This window comes from Mesorhizobium sp. (assembly GCF_024509055.1).
Classification (GTDB): domain Bacteria; phylum Pseudomonadota; class Alphaproteobacteria; order Rhizobiales; family Rhizobiaceae; genus Mesorhizobium.
On sequence record NZ_JANINM010000237.1, the window covers coordinates 24398 to 40436 of the forward strand.

The 16039-nt window shown below is 64.5% G+C and carries 21 protein-coding genes; 6 read left to right on the forward strand and 15 right to left on the reverse strand.

Annotated elements, in window-relative coordinates; translation table 11 throughout:
• Positions 1-85: 85 nt before the first annotated feature.
• The 14 genes from fliP to Q0L57_RS11860 form a co-directional block, all read right to left on the reverse strand.
• Positions 86-817, reverse strand: coding sequence for a flagellar type III secretion system pore protein FliP (fliP, locus tag Q0L57_RS11795; protein WP_296742814.1), 732 nt, complete (start codon positions 815-817; stop codon positions 86-88).
• Complete coding sequence (locus Q0L57_RS11800) at positions 814-1305, reverse strand: flagellar basal body-associated FliL family protein (RefSeq protein ID WP_296742816.1); 492 nt, start codon at positions 1303-1305, stop codon at positions 814-816. The genes fliP and Q0L57_RS11800 overlap by 4 nt, the downstream gene beginning before the upstream one ends.
• Positions 1306-1321: 16 nt before the next feature.
• Positions 1322-2026, reverse strand: coding sequence for a flagellar basal body L-ring protein FlgH (gene flgH / locus Q0L57_RS11805; protein ID WP_296742818.1), 705 nt, complete (start codon positions 2024-2026; stop codon positions 1322-1324).
• Positions 2023-2628 carry a MotE family protein gene (locus tag Q0L57_RS11810; RefSeq protein ID WP_296742820.1) on the reverse strand — a complete coding sequence of 202 codons (606 nt, stop codon included), beginning with the start codon at positions 2626-2628 and terminating at the stop codon, positions 2023-2025. Before Q0L57_RS11810 ends, flgH begins: the two co-directional genes overlap by 4 nt.
• Positions 2629-2636: 8 nt before the next feature.
• Complete coding sequence (locus Q0L57_RS11815) at positions 2637-3878, reverse strand: flagellar basal body P-ring protein FlgI (RefSeq protein ID WP_296742821.1); 1242 nt, start codon at positions 3876-3878, stop codon at positions 2637-2639.
• Positions 3875-4414, reverse strand: coding sequence for a flagellar basal body P-ring formation chaperone FlgA (gene flgA, locus Q0L57_RS11820; protein WP_296742823.1), 540 nt, complete (start codon positions 4412-4414; stop codon positions 3875-3877). The genes Q0L57_RS11815 and flgA overlap by 4 nt, the downstream gene beginning before the upstream one ends.
• Before the next feature lie 6 nt (positions 4415-4420).
• The gene (gene flgG, locus Q0L57_RS11825; protein ID WP_296742825.1) at positions 4421-5209 is read right to left on the reverse strand and encodes a flagellar basal-body rod protein FlgG; all 789 of its coding nucleotides are present in this window, start codon (positions 5207-5209) and stop codon (positions 4421-4423) included.
• 8 nt (positions 5210-5217) lie between these two features.
• Positions 5218-5547 carry a flagellar hook-basal body complex protein FliE gene (locus Q0L57_RS11830; RefSeq protein WP_296742827.1) on the reverse strand — a complete coding sequence of 110 codons (330 nt, stop codon included), beginning with the start codon at positions 5545-5547 and terminating at the stop codon, positions 5218-5220.
• Positions 5544-5963, reverse strand: coding sequence for a flagellar basal body rod protein FlgC (gene flgC / locus Q0L57_RS11835; RefSeq protein ID WP_296742828.1), 420 nt, complete (start codon positions 5961-5963; stop codon positions 5544-5546). Before flgC ends, Q0L57_RS11830 begins: the two co-directional genes overlap by 4 nt.
• A 2-nt stretch (positions 5964-5965) precedes the next feature.
• The gene (gene flgB / locus Q0L57_RS11840; RefSeq protein WP_296742830.1) at positions 5966-6346 is read right to left on the reverse strand and encodes a flagellar basal body rod protein FlgB; all 381 of its coding nucleotides are present in this window, start codon (positions 6344-6346) and stop codon (positions 5966-5968) included.
• Positions 6347-6433: 87 nt separating this feature from the next.
• Positions 6434-7225 (reverse strand): hypothetical protein, encoded by a 792-nt coding sequence (locus Q0L57_RS11845; RefSeq protein ID WP_296742832.1) that lies wholly within the window; start codon positions 7223-7225, stop codon positions 6434-6436.
• Positions 7206-8612, reverse strand: coding sequence for a flagellar protein export ATPase FliI (fliI, locus tag Q0L57_RS11850; protein ID WP_296742834.1), 1407 nt, complete (start codon positions 8610-8612; stop codon positions 7206-7208). The genes Q0L57_RS11845 and fliI overlap by 20 nt, the downstream gene beginning before the upstream one ends.
• A 3-nt stretch (positions 8613-8615) precedes the next feature.
• The gene (gene flgF, locus Q0L57_RS11855) at positions 8616-9338 is read right to left on the reverse strand and encodes a flagellar basal-body rod protein FlgF (RefSeq protein WP_296742835.1); all 723 of its coding nucleotides are present in this window, start codon (positions 9336-9338) and stop codon (positions 8616-8618) included.
• 7 nt (positions 9339-9345) lie between these two features.
• A complete protein-coding gene (locus Q0L57_RS11860; protein ID WP_296742837.1) occupies positions 9346-10119 on the reverse strand; it encodes a DUF1217 domain-containing protein in 774 nt (257 codons plus the stop codon).
• Positions 10120-10266: 147 nt separating this feature from the next.
• On the opposite strand from Q0L57_RS11860, the gene motA reads away from it, so the two are divergent.
• Genes motA through Q0L57_RS11890 form a run of 6 tightly spaced genes read left to right on the forward strand, consistent with a single transcriptional unit; the run spans position 10267 to position 15161 of the window.
• Positions 10267-11142 (forward strand): flagellar motor stator protein MotA, encoded by an 876-nt coding sequence (motA, locus tag Q0L57_RS11865; protein ID WP_296742839.1) that lies wholly within the window; start codon positions 10267-10269, stop codon positions 11140-11142.
• Between the two features lie 52 nt (positions 11143-11194).
• Positions 11195-12124 (forward strand): FliM/FliN family flagellar motor switch protein, encoded by a 930-nt coding sequence (locus Q0L57_RS11870; protein WP_296742840.1) that lies wholly within the window; start codon positions 11195-11197, stop codon positions 12122-12124.
• A gap of 29 nt (positions 12125-12153) precedes the next feature.
• Complete coding sequence (gene fliN, locus Q0L57_RS11875) at positions 12154-12540, forward strand: flagellar motor switch protein FliN (protein ID WP_296742842.1); 387 nt, start codon at positions 12154-12156, stop codon at positions 12538-12540.
• 43 nt (positions 12541-12583) lie between these two features.
• Complete coding sequence (locus tag Q0L57_RS11880) at positions 12584-13600, forward strand: flagellar motor switch protein FliG (RefSeq protein ID WP_296742844.1); 1017 nt, start codon at positions 12584-12586, stop codon at positions 13598-13600.
• Positions 13601-13623: 23 nt separating this feature from the next.
• A complete protein-coding gene (flhB, locus tag Q0L57_RS11885) occupies positions 13624-14706 on the forward strand; it encodes a flagellar biosynthesis protein FlhB (protein ID WP_296742845.1) in 1083 nt (360 codons plus the stop codon).
• Positions 14707-14723: 17 nt separating this feature from the next.
• A complete protein-coding gene (locus Q0L57_RS11890) occupies positions 14724-15161 on the forward strand; it encodes a hypothetical protein (RefSeq protein ID WP_296742847.1) in 438 nt (145 codons plus the stop codon).
• A 56-nt stretch (positions 15162-15217) separates the two neighbouring features.
• On the opposite strand, the gene Q0L57_RS11895 is transcribed toward Q0L57_RS11890, so the two are convergent.
• On the reverse strand, positions 15218-16039 hold an 822-nt coding region (locus Q0L57_RS11895; RefSeq protein ID WP_366940893.1), incomplete at its 5' end, for a helix-turn-helix transcriptional regulator.

Below are 16039 nucleotides of genomic sequence, written 5' to 3' on the forward strand. Positions count from 1 at the left end.
CCCTACCAAAGAGCTAAATCCGAGGGTTAACCGGAACTATTTTGCTTAAAGCTCAAACGGGGCGGCCAGAACGGACGGTGACCCGTCAGGTGAAGGAGCGCACCAGGCTGCCGACCAGCAGGTTCCAGCCGTCGATCAGCACGAAGAACAGGATCTTGAACGGCAGCGACACGACGGTCGGTGGCAGCATCATCATACCCATCGCCATGGTGATGGTGGCGACGATGAGATCGATGACGAGGAACGGCAGCACGATCAGGAAGCCGATCTCGAAGCCGCGCCTGATCTCCGAGATCATGAAGGCGGGGACCAGGACGCGCAGGTCCACCGTCTCGCGCGAGACGGTCTGTCCGCGCTCGCGCGCAAGATCGGCAAAGAGGTCGAAATCCTTGTCGCGCACATTGTGCAGCATGAAGGTGCGGAACGGATCGGTGATCTTCTCGAACGCCTGGGCCTGCGTGATCTGGTTGTCCATCAGCGGCTTGACGCCCGTGTTCCAGGCCTGGTCGAAGGTCGGCGCCATGACATAGAAAGTCATGAACAGCGACAGCGAGATGAGGATCAGGTTGGCGGGCGTCGACTGCAGGCCGATGCCGGCGCGCAGGATCGAGAAGGCGATGACGAAGCGGGTGAAGCTCGTCACCATGATCAGCAGGCCCGGCGCCACCGACAGTACGGTAAGCAGGCCGAACATCTGGATGAGGTAGCCGACCGTTGTGCCATCGGCCTTGCCGATGCCGCCGAGGTCGAGCTGCTGGGCCGCGGCGACGGAGGTGGTGACGACGATGAGCGCCGTGGCAATAAGGAACTTCTTCATTCGAGCAGCATCGTCCGGATCAGAACCTGTTTGACATGGCCGCCGCTGCGCAGCGCTGCGCGTTCGTCGAGATCGGCCTTGAGATGCTGGTAGCCGCTGGCGCCCTCGATCTGATGCATCTTCAACGTGCGCACGAAAGCGAGCAGGTCCTGGTGGATCTGCTCGGTCATCTCCGGCGGCTGCGGCGCATCGTAGAGCACCGAGGCCTCGATCCTGATCCAGATCTCGCTCGGCGAGGCAAGATTGGTGGTTATCGGCGCCAGCTGGACCACAGTCGGTCCGGCAGCCGGTTTCCCTTCGGCGGGTTTTTCCGCGGTGCCTGCATTCTCGGGCGCGGCCGGCACCGGCGACGGGGTCTGCCCTTGCTTGAGATAGCCGCCAGAGACCCAGCCCATGCCGACCGCCGCGCCAGTCATGAGCACAAGCATGGCGAGCTGGATCACCAGCGACGGTCCCTTCTTGGGCTGTGCCTGTTCGACATTGGCCACGGCAGCGCTCCCCGACCTAGAAAGGAAGAACCTGATCGAGGACCTGCTGGCCGTAAGCAGGCTGCTGGACCTCGCTGATGCGGCCGCGGCCGCCATAGGAGATGCGCGCCTCGGCAATGCGCTCGTACGGGATGGTATTCTCGCCGCCGATGTCGGACGGACGCACCATGCCGGCAATGGTGAGAACCCGGATCTCGTAGTTGACGCGCACTTCCTGCGAACCCCTGATCATCAGGTTGCCATTGGGCAGCACGTCGGTAACGACGGCGGCGACATTGAGTTCGAGGTTTTCAGAACGCTTGATTTCGCCGTCGGCGTTTGTCTGGGTCGTGGAGTCGAGGCCGGCTGAGCCCTTGCCCGAAGTGCTTCTGTTGTCCCACCCGAGGGTGACGTCGTAGCCGAGCTTGCGCGCGGCGGTACGGCTCCGGTCGTTCTGGTTCTTGAAATTGGCCTTGTCGTTGAGCTTGATGTTGACGGTGAGGATATCGCCGACGCGCAGCGCCCGCGGGTCGGTGAACAGCCTGCTCTGGCGATCGTCCCACAGCGAGAACTTCTTCACCGGCCTCGCCGGCGGTTCTGGATAATTGTAGGGGCCGGGACCGCTATTGCCGAGCCCCGATCCGACGGGCGACAGAGAAGGCTCCCTGCCGACTTCCTTGAGATCGCTGCCGCAGCCGGAGAGCACGGCGACCGCGATCAGGGTAACGAACTTCAACTTCATGACGGATCAACCCTTCGCGCCGCGCTGGCCATGATGCCGGTGAGCGTCGCCGCCGCCTTCTGGTCCATTTCGTTGAGAATGACGCCGGCTTTGCGCGAATCGAGCTTCATGAGGATGGCCGCCGCCAGCTCGGCATTGACCATCGCCAGGCGTTCGGCGGCGGCGTCGGGCTTCATGCCGGCATAGATCTTGACGACGCTGTCTTCGGCCCGCGCCAGGAACACTTCACGCCGCTTCAGCCATTCTTCGTATTCGGCCCGCTTCGCCTCCAGGGCTTTCATGCGCTCGTCTATCCCGGCCTGCAGCTGCTTCAGCTCCTGCGCCTGCAGGGCGTAGCGCCGGTCGCGGGCGGCATCGGCGATGTTGGAGCAGAAGCGCTGGATCTCGCTTTCGTCCGGTGCTTTCTCACCAGCCAGCGCGGCTGCCTGGACCGGCGTCTTCTCGCGCGTGAGCTGTGCCGGCTGAACCGGCGGCTGCCCGCCGGGCAGCACCTGCCGCACGTCGTCCGCGCGGGCGTCGGCGAGACCGAGCAGAGCAACGATAGCTCCAACGGCGCAAAGGCTAAGGCGACGGTGCGGCGTTGAGGAGAAGGGCTCGGTCATCGGCGTGCCTATTGGAGAACCAGATCGGCCTGCAAGGCCCCGGCCGACTTGATGCCTTGCAGGATGGCGATGATGCCGTCGGGCTTCACGCCCAGGCGGTTGAGGCCGGAGACGAGCGTTTCGAGGTCGGGGCCGTCCAGCAGGGCGACACGCGCATCCGGCCGGGACGCCTCAATCGCGGTGAAGGGTTCGACAGCGGTCTGGCCTTTTGAAAAGGGTTCCGGCTGGACCACCTTCGGCGCTTCGGTGATGCGTACGGTGAGCGTGCCGTGGCTTATCGCCACGCGCGAGATCCTGACATTGTTGCCGATGACGATGGTGCCGGTGCGTTCGTCGATGACGACGCGGGCCGGCGCATCCGATTCCACGACCAGATTCTCGATTTCGGCATAGAAGCGCGCGGCGGAGACGTTCTTCGGCCGCCTGATCTGCACCGTGCGGGCATCGCGCTCGGCGGCGACACGACCGCCGAAGCGCTGCGAAGTATAGTCGTTGATCGCGTCGGCGATACGGATCGCTGTGGAGAAATCCGGGTTGCGCAGCTGCAGCGTCAGCACGCCCTGATCATCGAATTCGGCCGGCACCGCGCGTTCGACGATGGCGCCGTTCGGCACGCGGCCGGCGGTCGGCACACCTTGAGTCAACTGCTGGGCCTGCCCTTGAGCGGTGAAGCCGCCGACGATCACCGAGCCCTGTCCGACGGCGTAAATCTCGCCGTCGGCCGCCTTCAACGGTGTCATGATCAGCGTGCCGCCGGCGAGCGAGGTGGCGTCGCCCATTGAGGAAACGTCGATGTCAATGCGGGCGCCCGACTGGACGAAGGGCGGCATGTTCGCGGTGACGATGACGGCGGCGACGTTCTTGGCGCGTGCGCTGCCGCCTTCGGTAGCGATGCCGAGGTTTTCCAGCATGGCGCGGATCGACTGCTCGGTGAACGGCGAGTTGCGCAGGCTGTCGCCGGATCCCGCCAGGCCGATCACAAGGCCATAGCCGACGAGTTGGTTGTCTCTCGCGCTCTGCAGCTGCGCGATGTCCTTGATGCGCGCGGCGACCTGTCCGGGCGGCAGCGTGCTCGGGCCGTTCGAGACGCGGAACATGCGCGTGGTCGTGGCCGGATCGTATTCCGGATCGTCGTAGGCGCCGCCATTCTTCAGGGCGAGCTCGCGCTTTGCCTTGGGCGTCAGCCCGTCGGCGAGCGCAGGCTGGAGGCTGATCGCGGCGCTCAGCAGAAGTGCGAAAGCGCGCATCACGATGCGCCAACCCTGATGGTGCCGTCCGCCATCACCGTGCCGGAAATGATCTTGCCGCTGTCGATGTTGCGGATCTTGATGAGATCGCCCGCGGCGCCCGGCTGCAAGGTCACGCCGGTGGCGGAGATGGTGAGTGCGCCAGCGGTGAAATAGACCTGCACCGAAGCACCCTGTTCGACCAGCCAGGCATCGCGGATGGCGGCTGCCGGGATATAGCGGCCGGGCAGAAGCGTGCGCTTGGCGACCTTGCCCTGGAGCTCTTCGAGGCGCGTCGCCATGCCGTCCGGCTTGTGCTTGCCCGGAATGAGCGTCACCTGCTTCAACGCCGCTGCCTCGACCGTCTCGCCGGGATAGATCACCCGGTTGGGGATCAGAACCGCCTCGCCGGCCGCCTGGCTGGCGGCGGCGATCTGGTTGGCCGACTGGTTCTCCGCCTGGCTGGCCGATTCCTGCGCCAAGGCCGGCATGCCGCCGGCGACCAGCGCAAGGGCCAGCGCGACTCGGCGGAACGGGAAGCGGGAGATCGGCATCGCCATCGTCCGTTACCTGATGTTTTTCGAAACCACCGAGGCCATGTCGTCGGCGGCCTGGATGACCTTGGAGTTCATTTCGTAGGCGCGCTGCGCCGATATCAGTTCGGTGATTTCCTTGACCGGGTCGACGTTGGAAGACTCCAGATAGCCCTGCTGGATCGTGGCGAAGCCCGGATCGCCGGGGACGCCGACGTTGGCCGGGCCCGAGGCGGCCGTCTCCTGGAAGAGATTGTCGCCGAGCGGCGCGAGACCGGCCTCGTTGGCGAAATTGGCAATCTGGAGTTGGCCGAGCTGCTGCAGGTTGGTCTGACCGTCAATGCGGGCGAAGACCTGGCCGGTCTTGTTGACGATGACTTCGACCGCGTTGGTCGGCACGGTGATCGCCGGAATGACATTGGCGCCGTCGGCGGTGACCAGCTGTCCGGTGGCATTGGTGTTGAAGGCGCCGGCGCGGGTGTAGAGGGTACCGCCGTCGGCACCCTCGATCTGGAACCAACCCCTGCCGGTCAGCGCCATGTCGAAACTGTTGCCGGTGCTGGTCAGTTCGCCCTGTGTGTGGACGTTGCGGACCGCTGTCGTCTTGACGCCGAGGCCGATCGAAACGCCCTCCGGAACCAGCGAGCTGTTGGAGCGATTGGGCACGCCCTGCGTGCGGTCGACCTGATAGAGGAGGTCCGAGAACTCCGCACGGGCGCGCTTGTAGCCGGTGGTGTTGATGTTGGCGATGTTGTTGGCGATGACTTCCAGATTGGTCTGCTGGGCGTTCATGCCGGTCGCGGCGATGGCGAGTGCTTTCATGACGCGGCCTAGATGCTCATGCGGCTGATTTCGAGATAGGCCGAGACTACCTTGTCGCGGATGGCGATGGTCGTCTGCAGGGCCTGCTGGGCGCTCAGCACGGCGTCCACGACCTGGCGGGTGTCGGCGCCGCCCTTCAGCGCCTGGATGGACATCTGCTCGGCGTTCTGCAGGGTGTTGACGGTCTTCGTCGCGGCCTGGCCGAGAGCATCGGCGAAAGTGCCGCCGATGCTTTGGCTGGCCCCTGTTCCGACGCCGCCCTGAAGCAGGCCGGGCGCCGCAGCGTCGGCGCCATCGATTGCAGGTTTGAATTGTAGTGCGCCTATACCGCCGATCATTGCTGGTTCCTCATCAGGTCGATGGTCATGGAAATCAGATCTCGTGCCTGCTTGATGACCTGCAGGTTGGCTTCATAGGAGCGATTGGCCTCGCTCATGTCGGCCATTTCGACCAGCACGTTGACGTTGGGCATCTTCACGTACCCTTTTTCGTCGGCTGCTTCGTTGCCGGGCTGGAATTCGATCGGAAAGACGGATGGATCGCGAGCGATCGAGCTCACCTCGACCAGCGAGCCGCCCGTCGCGCGGTCGAGCTCGGACTGGAAGGTTATCGTCTTGCGGCGGTACGGATCGGCGCCAGGCGTGCTGCCGGTCGACTGCGCGTTGGCGAGGTTCTCCGACACCACGCGCAGGCGCTCGGACTGGGCGCCAAGGCCGGAAGCGGCGACTTTAAGGGCTGCTGTCAATGCGTCCATGGTCAGCTCTTCACCACCATCGTCATCATCGAGTGGAAAGCCTTGACGATCGCCGTGTTGAGCTGGAAGGAGCGGCTTACCTCACCGGCCTTCATCAACTCGTCTTCGAGCACGACCGTATTCTTCGACGGCATGATCGCGCCGGCGGCCTCCTCGGGCTTGACGTTGAAGCCGGCATTGGTGGTCTCGGCGCCGAGGTGGCCGGCCTGCGTGGCCTGCAGCGTGACAGCGGTGCGGTCGAGCACCTTTTCGAACGGCTCGACATCGTTTGCCGTGTAGCCCGGCGTGTTGGCATTGGCGATGTTGGACGCGATCGCGGACTGCCGCACGGCCAGCCACTGCGACTGCCGGGTAGCGAGATCAAAAAGGTTGACGGGTTCCATGGGAATCTCCGGACGGGTACGCAGAAGACTAGGCGGCCAGTCTTGCGCGGACCTTGCGCGGGGGCTCCCGGCCCTTGGCGAGCGCCGTTACCTGGAGAGCGCGATCACCTTGTCGGTGCTCGTGACGATCACCCACTTGCCGGCGCGCTGTTCGATCGAGGAGACGCGGCTGGAATCGGGCAGGACCGACCCACGCTGGACGATCCACAGTCCGGTATCGTCCTGGATCATGGCGCGGCCGTTGGCGACATGCACCATCTTGAATTCCGAGGCGGCGGCCGGGAAGGGCTGCTGGTCAAGTCCGGGCGCCTCTTCCGTTTCGTCGGGCAGAGTGCCGGTGGCGAGCAGGTCGAGCTCGGGGATCGTGTTCGCCGTCGCGGTCGCGTCCGGGCTTGCCGTCGGCGAACCACCGGTGACACGACCGGCATTGGCACCGCTGCCGCCGAACTTGATCGCCTGCACGCCGAACTGTTCCTGATTGAAGAAGATGTACCAGGGAAACAGGGCGCATATCAGGCCAAGCGTGATGCCGAGCGCGGCGATGACGAAATCGCTGCGCCGGTCGGCCTTCTTGTCGCCCAGCCGCGGGAACTCGGCCCGCGGCGGCTGCGGCCATTCCGTCTTCGGGAACAGTCCGTCGATCAGCGAATCCCGGCTGACCTGCATTGGATCGGCGTTTTCGGTCCGGGCCGTCCTGGGCAGCGGCGGCTTGACTGCCTTGGCAAGCAACGCCGCTGTTTTGGCGGTGTTGACGCGGGTGGCCTTTGCCTTGGCGACTCTCGCTTCGTCGGCAATGGCTCTTTCGACAGCCTCGGCCTCGGCGATCATCTCGCGCAGCATGCGCTCGGTATACTGAAGCTCAGTCTCCTTGATCGCCATTCTGCTTCCCCTTCAGGTGGCGGGCGAGGTCGGCAAAAGGATCGGCCGATGCACGGTCCCTCGGCGATTGCGTCAGCGCCTCGTAGATCAGCGGCACCTGGCGCACGGCAATGTCGAGCTCGGCATCCGCGCCGCCCTGATAGGCGCCGAGCAGGCGTATGTCGCGCGTGTCCTCGAAGCGGGCGATCATCGACTTCAGCCTGGTCACCAGCATCCGCTGCTCCGCGCTCCAGGCCTTGTCGGCGAGGCGAGAAATGGACGCCAGCGGATTGACTGGTGGATAGCGACCCTGCTCCGCAATCGCCCGGTCGAGCACGACGTGGCCGTCGAGGATGCCGCGCACCGAATCGGCCACCGGATCGTTGTGGTCGTCGCCGTCGACAAGCACTGAAATGATGGCGGTGATCGAGCCTTTGCCCTCGGCGCCGGGTCCGGCGCGTTCGAGCAGCTTGGGCAGGTCGGTGAAGACCGAGGCCGGATAGCCGCGCGCCACCGGGGGTTCGCCGGTTCCCGTTGCCACCTCGCGCAGGGCGTGGGCGAAGCGGGTGATCGAATCCAGCACCAGCAGCACGCGATGGCCCTGGTCGCGGAAATGCTCGGCCACGCACATGGCCGTATCGGGCGCGCGGCGGCGCATCATGGCGCTCTCGTCGCTGGTGGCGACGACGGCGACGGTCTTGGCCATGCTTTCCGCGCCGATCGTGTCCTCGAGGAACTCGCGCACTTCGCGGCCGCGTTCGCCGATCAGCGCCACGACCACCGTGTCGAAAGCCTCGGCGCCGGCAAGCATCGCCAGCAATGTCGACTTGCCTACGCCTGAACCGGCGAAGATGCCGAGCCGCTGGCCGAAGCAGAGCGGGGTGAAGATGTCGATCACCCGCACGCCGGTCATGAAGCCGGTGCCGACCCGTTGCCTGGACATCGCGCCGGGTGTCGCTCCGGTCGCGGCGTCGGCAGCGTTCGGCCGGATCAATGGCGGGCCGCCGTCGATGACACGGGTCAAGGCGTCGATCGCCCGCCCGCGCCACGAAGCGTGCGGGTTGACCGCCAGCGGGCCGCGCCGAAACACGGCGTCGCCGATGCCGGCGTCGGCACTGCGCTCGAAAGGCGCAACGACCACCTCGTCGCGGCCGATCCTGACGATCTCGCCCCGGCGGGTGCCGGCCTTGCCGCGCTGTTCGACGATGTCGCCCAGCCTTGCGATGCCGGACAGACCGCGCACCTTGTAGTGGGTGGGTGAAATCTCGGCGACGCGACCGCCGCGGCTGAGCAGCGTTTCCGGATTGTCGAACCGCCGCCAGACGGGTTCGAGCGCCGCGAGCGGGTCTGTATGCCCGTTATCTGACGGCCTCTCGGACGCGCGTTGCAAGGACGAACCGGTCGCCATGCGTTATTTCGAGCCGAGCGTTTTGATCGCGTCGTCGGTAGAGCTGCCGGCTTGCCGGATCAGCGCGGCCGAGTTCTCGAAAGCGCGCTGGACCATGATGAGCCGGGTCATCTCGAGCACCGGATTGACGTTGGATTCCTCAAGGAAGCCCTGCGCCACGCCGACATCGGAGCGGTCTGTGACAGGCTCGGGCGTGCGTGCCGGGACGATGCCCGAATTGCCGTAGCGGACGAAGTTCTCACCGGGATCGAATTGATAAAGGCCGATGGCGCCGACCAACTGGCCGTTCTGCCTGAGCGAGCCGTCGGCGCCGGCCTTGGGCGGACCGTTGCGTGGATCGAGCTGGATCGGCGCACCGCCGCTGTCCAGCACCGGATGACCCTCGATCGACATCAGCTCGCCGTTCTCGTTCATGGAAAAGCGACCGTCTCTTGTCATCACCGTGCCGGCAGGGGTGTCGATAGCGAACCAGGCGTCGCCCTGGATCGCGAAGTCGAACGGGTTGCCGGTCTCGGTCATCGAGCCGTGTGCCGTTGACAGGAAGGTCTTGCCCGAGGAGGCGAAGGACACCGACTTCGGCCCGGTGCCGGACACCACGTCCTCGAACTTCACGCCGGTGGCGCGAAAGCCGATGGTCGAGGCATTGGCGACATTGTCGGCGATGGTCTCGAGGCGGCGCTCGAGCGCGATCTGCGAGGAGAGGGCGACGTATAGGCTGTCCTGCATGATGTTCTCAGAACTTCAGCTTCTGCATGGCCATCATCAGATCGGTCGAGATGCCGACAGAGGTAGGCTGGGCGAAGAGGACGCTGACCGACGTCGTTGCGGGGGAGGTCGGATTGTTGATTTCCCACATTGTGGTGAAACGGCTCAGGAACTTGCTGAGCTTGGTGGGGTCCTTGAAGTCCGCGATGTTGAGCTTTTGCCCGAACGCCTGCGCCTGCTTGTCGATGTCGGCGGCGGCAAAGGTATCGGGCAGTCCGAGCGTGGTGCGGACCACGTTGGAAAGGGCGGTATCGGCAAGCACGTCATACCAGCTTGTGATGTTTGGCGCATTACGCTGGAAGTAGAGCGCCAGCCGCACGCCTTGATTGGTTTCACCTGCGTTTTCCTCCAGCGTCTGGCGCATATAGGCGTCGACGGCGCCCTGCTGGGCGGAGGGAAAGAGGGTGGCGGTCGAGCCATAGGCCGCGAAGTTGAACGCCTTGACGAAGGCGGCGTAGCGCTTGTCGCTGAGCTTGTTGGCGAAACTGTCCGAACTGGTGATGCCTTCCTTGAGCGCCTTGACCATGAAGGCCTTGGCGTAGGCCATGTCGCCCAGGCCGTATGCCTTCATGGCATAGTTGAACAGCCGGGTGTTCTTGACGAAGTCGTCGATGGTTTTGATGCTGCCGATATTGGCAAGATAATAGTCGGTATCGCGCTTCACGACAGGTTGCGATTCAACCTGGTCGATCGCCTTCGGAATGTCCTTGGCGATAAGCTGATAGCTCGTATAGGTGTCCATTATGCGCCCTCGGCCGAAGCTTATCGGGCGAGAATAGGCGAGTTTCCTTGCGCGAAGCTGAATCGGACCGCCAGCGCGCGATTCAAGCCTCACACAAGGCACGAAGACTATCCCTTATCCACGACGTGACATGCGGAAGGACCTGTCGTGGGTATTCTGATCGGACTAGTAGTGACGCTCGGCTGCGTTCTCGGCGGCTTCATGGCCATGGGCGGCCATTTGCACGTGCTGCTGCAGCCGTGGGAGGCCGTGGTCATCTGTGGCGCCGCGCTTGGCACCTTCCTCGTCGCCAACCCGATGAAGACGGTCAAGGACACCGGCAAGGGCATTCTCGAAGCTTTCAAGCAGGCTGTGCCGAAGGAACGCGATTATCTGGAGACGCTTGGCGTCCTGCACAGCCTGATGCGCGAGCTGCGCTCGAAGTCGCGCAGCGAGGTCGAGGCGCATATCGACAACCCTGAAGAATCCGCGATCTTCCAGGCCTTCCCGACCGTCTTGAAGAACCATGACCTGACGAACTTCATCTGCGATTACTGCCGCATCATCATCATCGGCAACGCACGCTCGCACGAGATCGAGGCGCTGATGGATGAGGAGATCCAGACGATCCGCACTGACAAGCTGAAGGCCTATCACGCGATGGTCGCGGTCGGTGATGGCCTGCCGGCGCTGGGCATCGTCGCCGCGGTGCTCGGCGTGGTCAAGGCGATGGGCGCTCTCGACCAGTCGCCGGAGATCCTCGGCGGCCTCATTGGCGCCGCGCTCGTCGGAACCTTCCTCGGCATCTTTCTGTCCTATGCTGTGGTCGGCCCGGTCGCCACCAAGATCAAGACGGTGCGCGAGAAGAAGAACCGCCTCTACATCATCGTCAAGCAGACGCTGCTCGCCTACATGAACGGCGCCTTGCCGCAGGTCGCCATCGAGTTCGGCCGCAAGACCATCTCGTCCTACGAGCGTCCGACGATCGATGCCGTCGAGCAGAGCACGATGAATGCAGGCCCCGCCGAGAAGAAGGCGGCCTGAGCATGCGTACTGAGAAACCTATCTGCGGAAAAAGACGGGGCCGCTTGCCGTCATGACCAGTCCGGGCAGTCCGTCGCAGAGCCGGGCCCTCATCATCGAGCGTCTCGTCGGAGACAGCGGCGAGGCCGCGCAGGTGATCGGCGTCGGCCGAGGCATGGCCGAACGGTCGCTGCCACTGCTGCAGAAGGCGCTTGCCGGCGAGCTAGGCGCGCCGGTCACCGTCGACCTGCGGGCCGTCGAAGTCGGCCGCGTTCCCGAGGCGCGCGCCGACGCGGGCGATACCTTCGCGATGACGATCGTTTCCTCGCCGACCTCCGCCGACGCCATGACACTGGTCATGGATGCGCCCGCGGCCGCCGTCATGGTCTGCGCGCTGTTCGGCGGCGACCCGGACCAGCCGGTATCGCCGATCGAACGCGACCTGTCGCAGATCGAGGCCGATGTCGCCACAAGCGTTTTCCAGGAGGTCGCTGCCGCGCTCAACGGATCGGGCAAGCGTTCTCTCGATCTGCGCATGCCGGTCCCGAAGGCGATGTCGGGCAATGAGGCGAGACGGCGCGTGTTGCGCGACGGCGCGGCGGTCCGCATCGTCTACGGCGTCTCGACACCGACCGACAGCGGCACGATCACAGCGATGATCCCGCAGCGCATCCTTCTGGGGACGAGGGGCGCCACCGCCAACAATGCCGACGAGGACAAGACCGAGTTCGACTGGCGGGCGCGCTTCTCGGAAGAGGTGATGCGCTCCACCGTGCGCCTCGAGGCGACGATGCCGCTTGCCCGGCTCACGCTCGGCGATCTTGCCGCCTTCCAGCCCGGCCAGGTGATCGAGTTCGAGGAGAACGCGCAGTCGCAGGCCAAGCTTAGCGCCCGCGACCAGACGCTCTTCATCTGCGAGTTCGGTAAGCTCGGGCAGAATTATACCGTCCGCGTCAGGCATGATGCCCGGCAGGACATCATCGACGGACTGATACCGAGCTGACGCCAGCCCGGGTTTTATGGAGGCCAGACATGGCAGCGACAGACGTGGAAGCCGAGCCCGAAGCCGACAAGCCGGACGAGCAGCTCGACCGCGCTATCGAAGAACTGCGCGGAGTACTCCGGGAAGAGGAAAACCGCCCGGACGCCGTTCTCCAGTCGGCGGCTAACTCCAGCATCATCATGACGATTCCGGTCGACGTGCAGATCATCCTCGGCAGCACCGAGATGCCGGTGTCGGAGCTGATGGCGCTGCAGAAGGGCTCGACCGTGGCCCTCAACCGCCGCATCGGCGAGCCCGTCGACGTCATGGTCAATGGCCGCAGAATAGCGCGGGGCGAGATCACGGTGCTGGAGAGCGACCCGACCCGTTTCGGCATCAGGCTCACCGAGATCATCGCGGCGGCAAAGAGCGCCTGAGGATGGACAGCGGGCGGACTCACTGGCAGCGAGGGCACCGAACATGACGGCATTGACGCTGACGCGCCCGCAAAAGGCGGCGGCCATACTGGTGGCGATGGGCAAGCCCTCGGCCAGCCGGCTGCTCAAGTTCTTCAAGCAGGAAGAGCTCAAATCGCTGATCGAGGGCGCCCGCCTGTTGCGCACCATTCCGCAAGCCGATCTGGAACGCATCGTCGCGGAATTCGAGGCTGAATTCACCGAAGGCGCCGGCCTGCTCGATTCGGCCGACAGGATGGACACGATCCTGAACGAATCCCTGTCGCCAGAGGAAATGAGCGCGATCATGGGCGACAAGAAGTTCGAACCGACACCCGAAAGGCCGGCGCCGATCTGGCCGGACATCGAGAGGCTTGAGCCGGCGCGCCTGGGGAGTTTCCTCGGCGGCGAACATCCGCAGACGGCGGCCATGGTGCTGTCGAAGCTCGCACCGCAGCCCGCCGCCAATGTGCTGCTGACGATGGACAAGCCGGTACGCAGCCAGATCATCAGGCGCATGGTGACCATGGCAAACATTCCGGACACGGCGACACGGATCGTCGAGAACCAGTTGCGGGCAAGCGTGCTGTCGCAAAAGACGACCAGGGACACCACAGCCGGACAGGAGCGTGTCGCCAGCCTGCTCAACGAGATGGCCAAGCCGCAGCTCGACGAGGTCATGCAGGATCTGGAGGAAGCCGGCACGCCCGATCTCGCCGGCGTGAAGTCGCGGCTGTTCGCCTTCGACGACCTGCCGCTGCTCACCCAGAAGGCTCGGGTGCTCTTGTTCGACGGCCTGTCGACCGAGCTGGTCACGCTGGCATTGCGCGGCGTTTCGGCGGGGCTTGCCGAATCGGTGCTGTCGGCCATCGGCGCGCGTTCGCGGCGCATGATCGAATCCGAGCTCGGCCAGGGGTCGGAAGGCATTGCGCTCGCCGACATCATGGCGGCCCGCAAGACGATCGCGGTGGCGGCAATCCGGTTGTCGCGCGAGGGGGCTTTCGAGCTTCCCTCCACGCAGAACACCGCCGAAGCAGCCTGACCTGAAGGCTTGGTCGGGCAACCATGGCTGAGGCGGTCGACAAGGATTCCAAAACCGAGGAAGCCACAGAAAAGAAGATCCGCGACACGATCGAACAGGGCAAGCTGCCCCATTCGCGCGAGACCGCGATCTTCGCTTCCTTCCTCGCCATACTGGTCTTCGCGGTCTTCTACGCCAAGGACGCCATCGTTGACCTCGGCATGTTCCTGTCGACGTTCCTGGAAAAGCCAGAAGCCTGGCCGATGGACACCGAGACCGACGTCATCTCGCTCTACAAGCAAGTCCTGGCCGAGATCGGCCGCGCCGTCGTCAGCCTGTTGGTGTTGCTCGTGGTCGCCGGCGTCGGCGCCTCGGTGTTCCAGAACATGCCGCAATTCGTCGGCGAACGGATCAGGCCGCAATTGTCGCGCATCTCGATCGCCAAGGGCTGGAGCCGGTTGTTCGGCGCGCAGGGCCTGGTCGAATTCTTGAAGTCGCTGGCCAAGCTTGCCTTCGCTATCACTGTGCTCACCTTCACGCTCTCGCAAGACCACCGCAAGCTGCTTGCCGGCATGATCACCAACCCGGTCGCGTTCGGCATGGTGATCCGCGGCATCTTCGTCGACATATTGGTGGCGGCCGTCTTCGTCATGGGACTGATCGCGGTGGTCGACATCGTCTGGTCGCGCTTCAACTGGCGTCGTGACCTGCGCATGACCAAGCAGGAAGTCAAGGACGAGATGAAGCAGTCGGAAGGCGATCCGATCGTCAAGTCGCGACTGCGCTCGCTCGCCCGCGACCGCGCCCGCAAGCGCATGATGGCGGCGGTGCCGCGCGCCACGCTGGTCATCGCCAACCCGACCCACTATTCGATCGCGCTGAAATATGTCCGCGAGGAGGATTCCGCGCCGGTGGTGCTCGCCAAAGGCCAGGATCTGGTGGCGCTGAAGATCCGCGAGATCGCCAGGGAGAACAACATCCCGATCTTCGAGGACGTGGCGCTTGCCCGTTCCATGTACAAGCAAGTTTCGGTTGATAGCGTCATCCCGTCGCAATTCTACCAGGCCGTCGCCGAGTTGGTGCGGGTCGTCTACTCGAAGAAGGCCGAGCGAAAAGTAACCCAATGAACGGACGCCGCTAATCCATGGATCGGCAACCACACGCCAATTCCCGCGAGCTCATCGTCGCCAGCGCCATCGAGCAGGTGGTGGGCGAACTGCGCCTGATCGAAGTCGCCGACTACATCGCCTTCATCCGGCTGGAGCATTTCGCCTGCCTGTCGGACCTGGTGGATTCGGCCGCCGAGCTCTACTTCCAGCCGGGCACGCTGCGGCTTGGCCACGGCGGAGAGGCGCATGTCGACTGGAGCGGCAATCCGCGCATCGTGCTTGACCTGGAACTCAGGCCGCGCGGCGTCACCGTCTATTTCCAGCTGACGCTGACCGGGCTCGGGTCGTCCGTGATCGTCAACTATGTGTCGTTCGAGAAGCCGGGCGAGACGCCCGAGCACAACACCGCGCTGCTCGAAGACGCGATCGAGCAGGCTCGCATCCGCAGGACCGAGTCGCTGGCGTACCGTTGAGCATTTCCGGCGTTAGCCCTTCTCCCAAGGGCCGAGGGGCGTCGCCAGGAAGCCGTCTACTCGATCAACCCCAAGCGCAGCGCCTTTGCCACGGCCTGGTTGCGGTTGACGGCGTTGAGCTTCTGCGTCGACTGGGTCAGGTACTGGTTGGCGGTGTGCACCGAGAGCTTGAGCAGCCTGGCGATCTCCTCGCTGGTGTTGCCGTTGGCGGTGAGCTTCAGGCATTCAAGCTCGCGCTTGGAGATCGAGCGCGTCCTGCCGGCATCGCTTGGGCGGATGCGGGCGACAGCGTCGAACAGCGAGAAGCAGCGAGCATGGATTTCGCAAAGCGAATCGTCCGAAAGCGCAATTTCCGAGCCCATGAAAACGACAAGCCCGCACTGGCCCCGTTCGGCATGGACCGGAAAGGCGATGCCGTTGGTGCCCGGCGCCAGGGGCGCGGTCCGCTCCGACCAAGAAAGTCTTTCGAAGGTCACCTGCGATCCGGCAATCCCGTCGTCCGACCACCAGCGCGGCGCCGTCGAGATCCGGCTGTGACGCACCATCTCCTCGCCATTGGCGCCCGAGATGAATTTCGTTTCGATGGCGATGCCCGGATAGTCGGAATCGAAACAGCCGACGAGACGTGCGCGCTCCAGCGAAGGGCTGACGAAATAGAGGCCGAAAGCCGACGCGTTGATGTCGACGGCAATCCAGCGACAGCGGCGCACGGCGTCGGGGATCGTGGCGGCGTGGTGCGTCTCCGACCCGAGCGAGAAGGCGCCGAAAGGACTGCGCTGCTCGCCGAAGAGGGCGGCGGCCGTCTCCTTGATCTGTGCGTGTCTCAAATGATGCCGCTCCTGATCGCCGTCGCGATCGCCATCGCGCGGTTGCTGGCC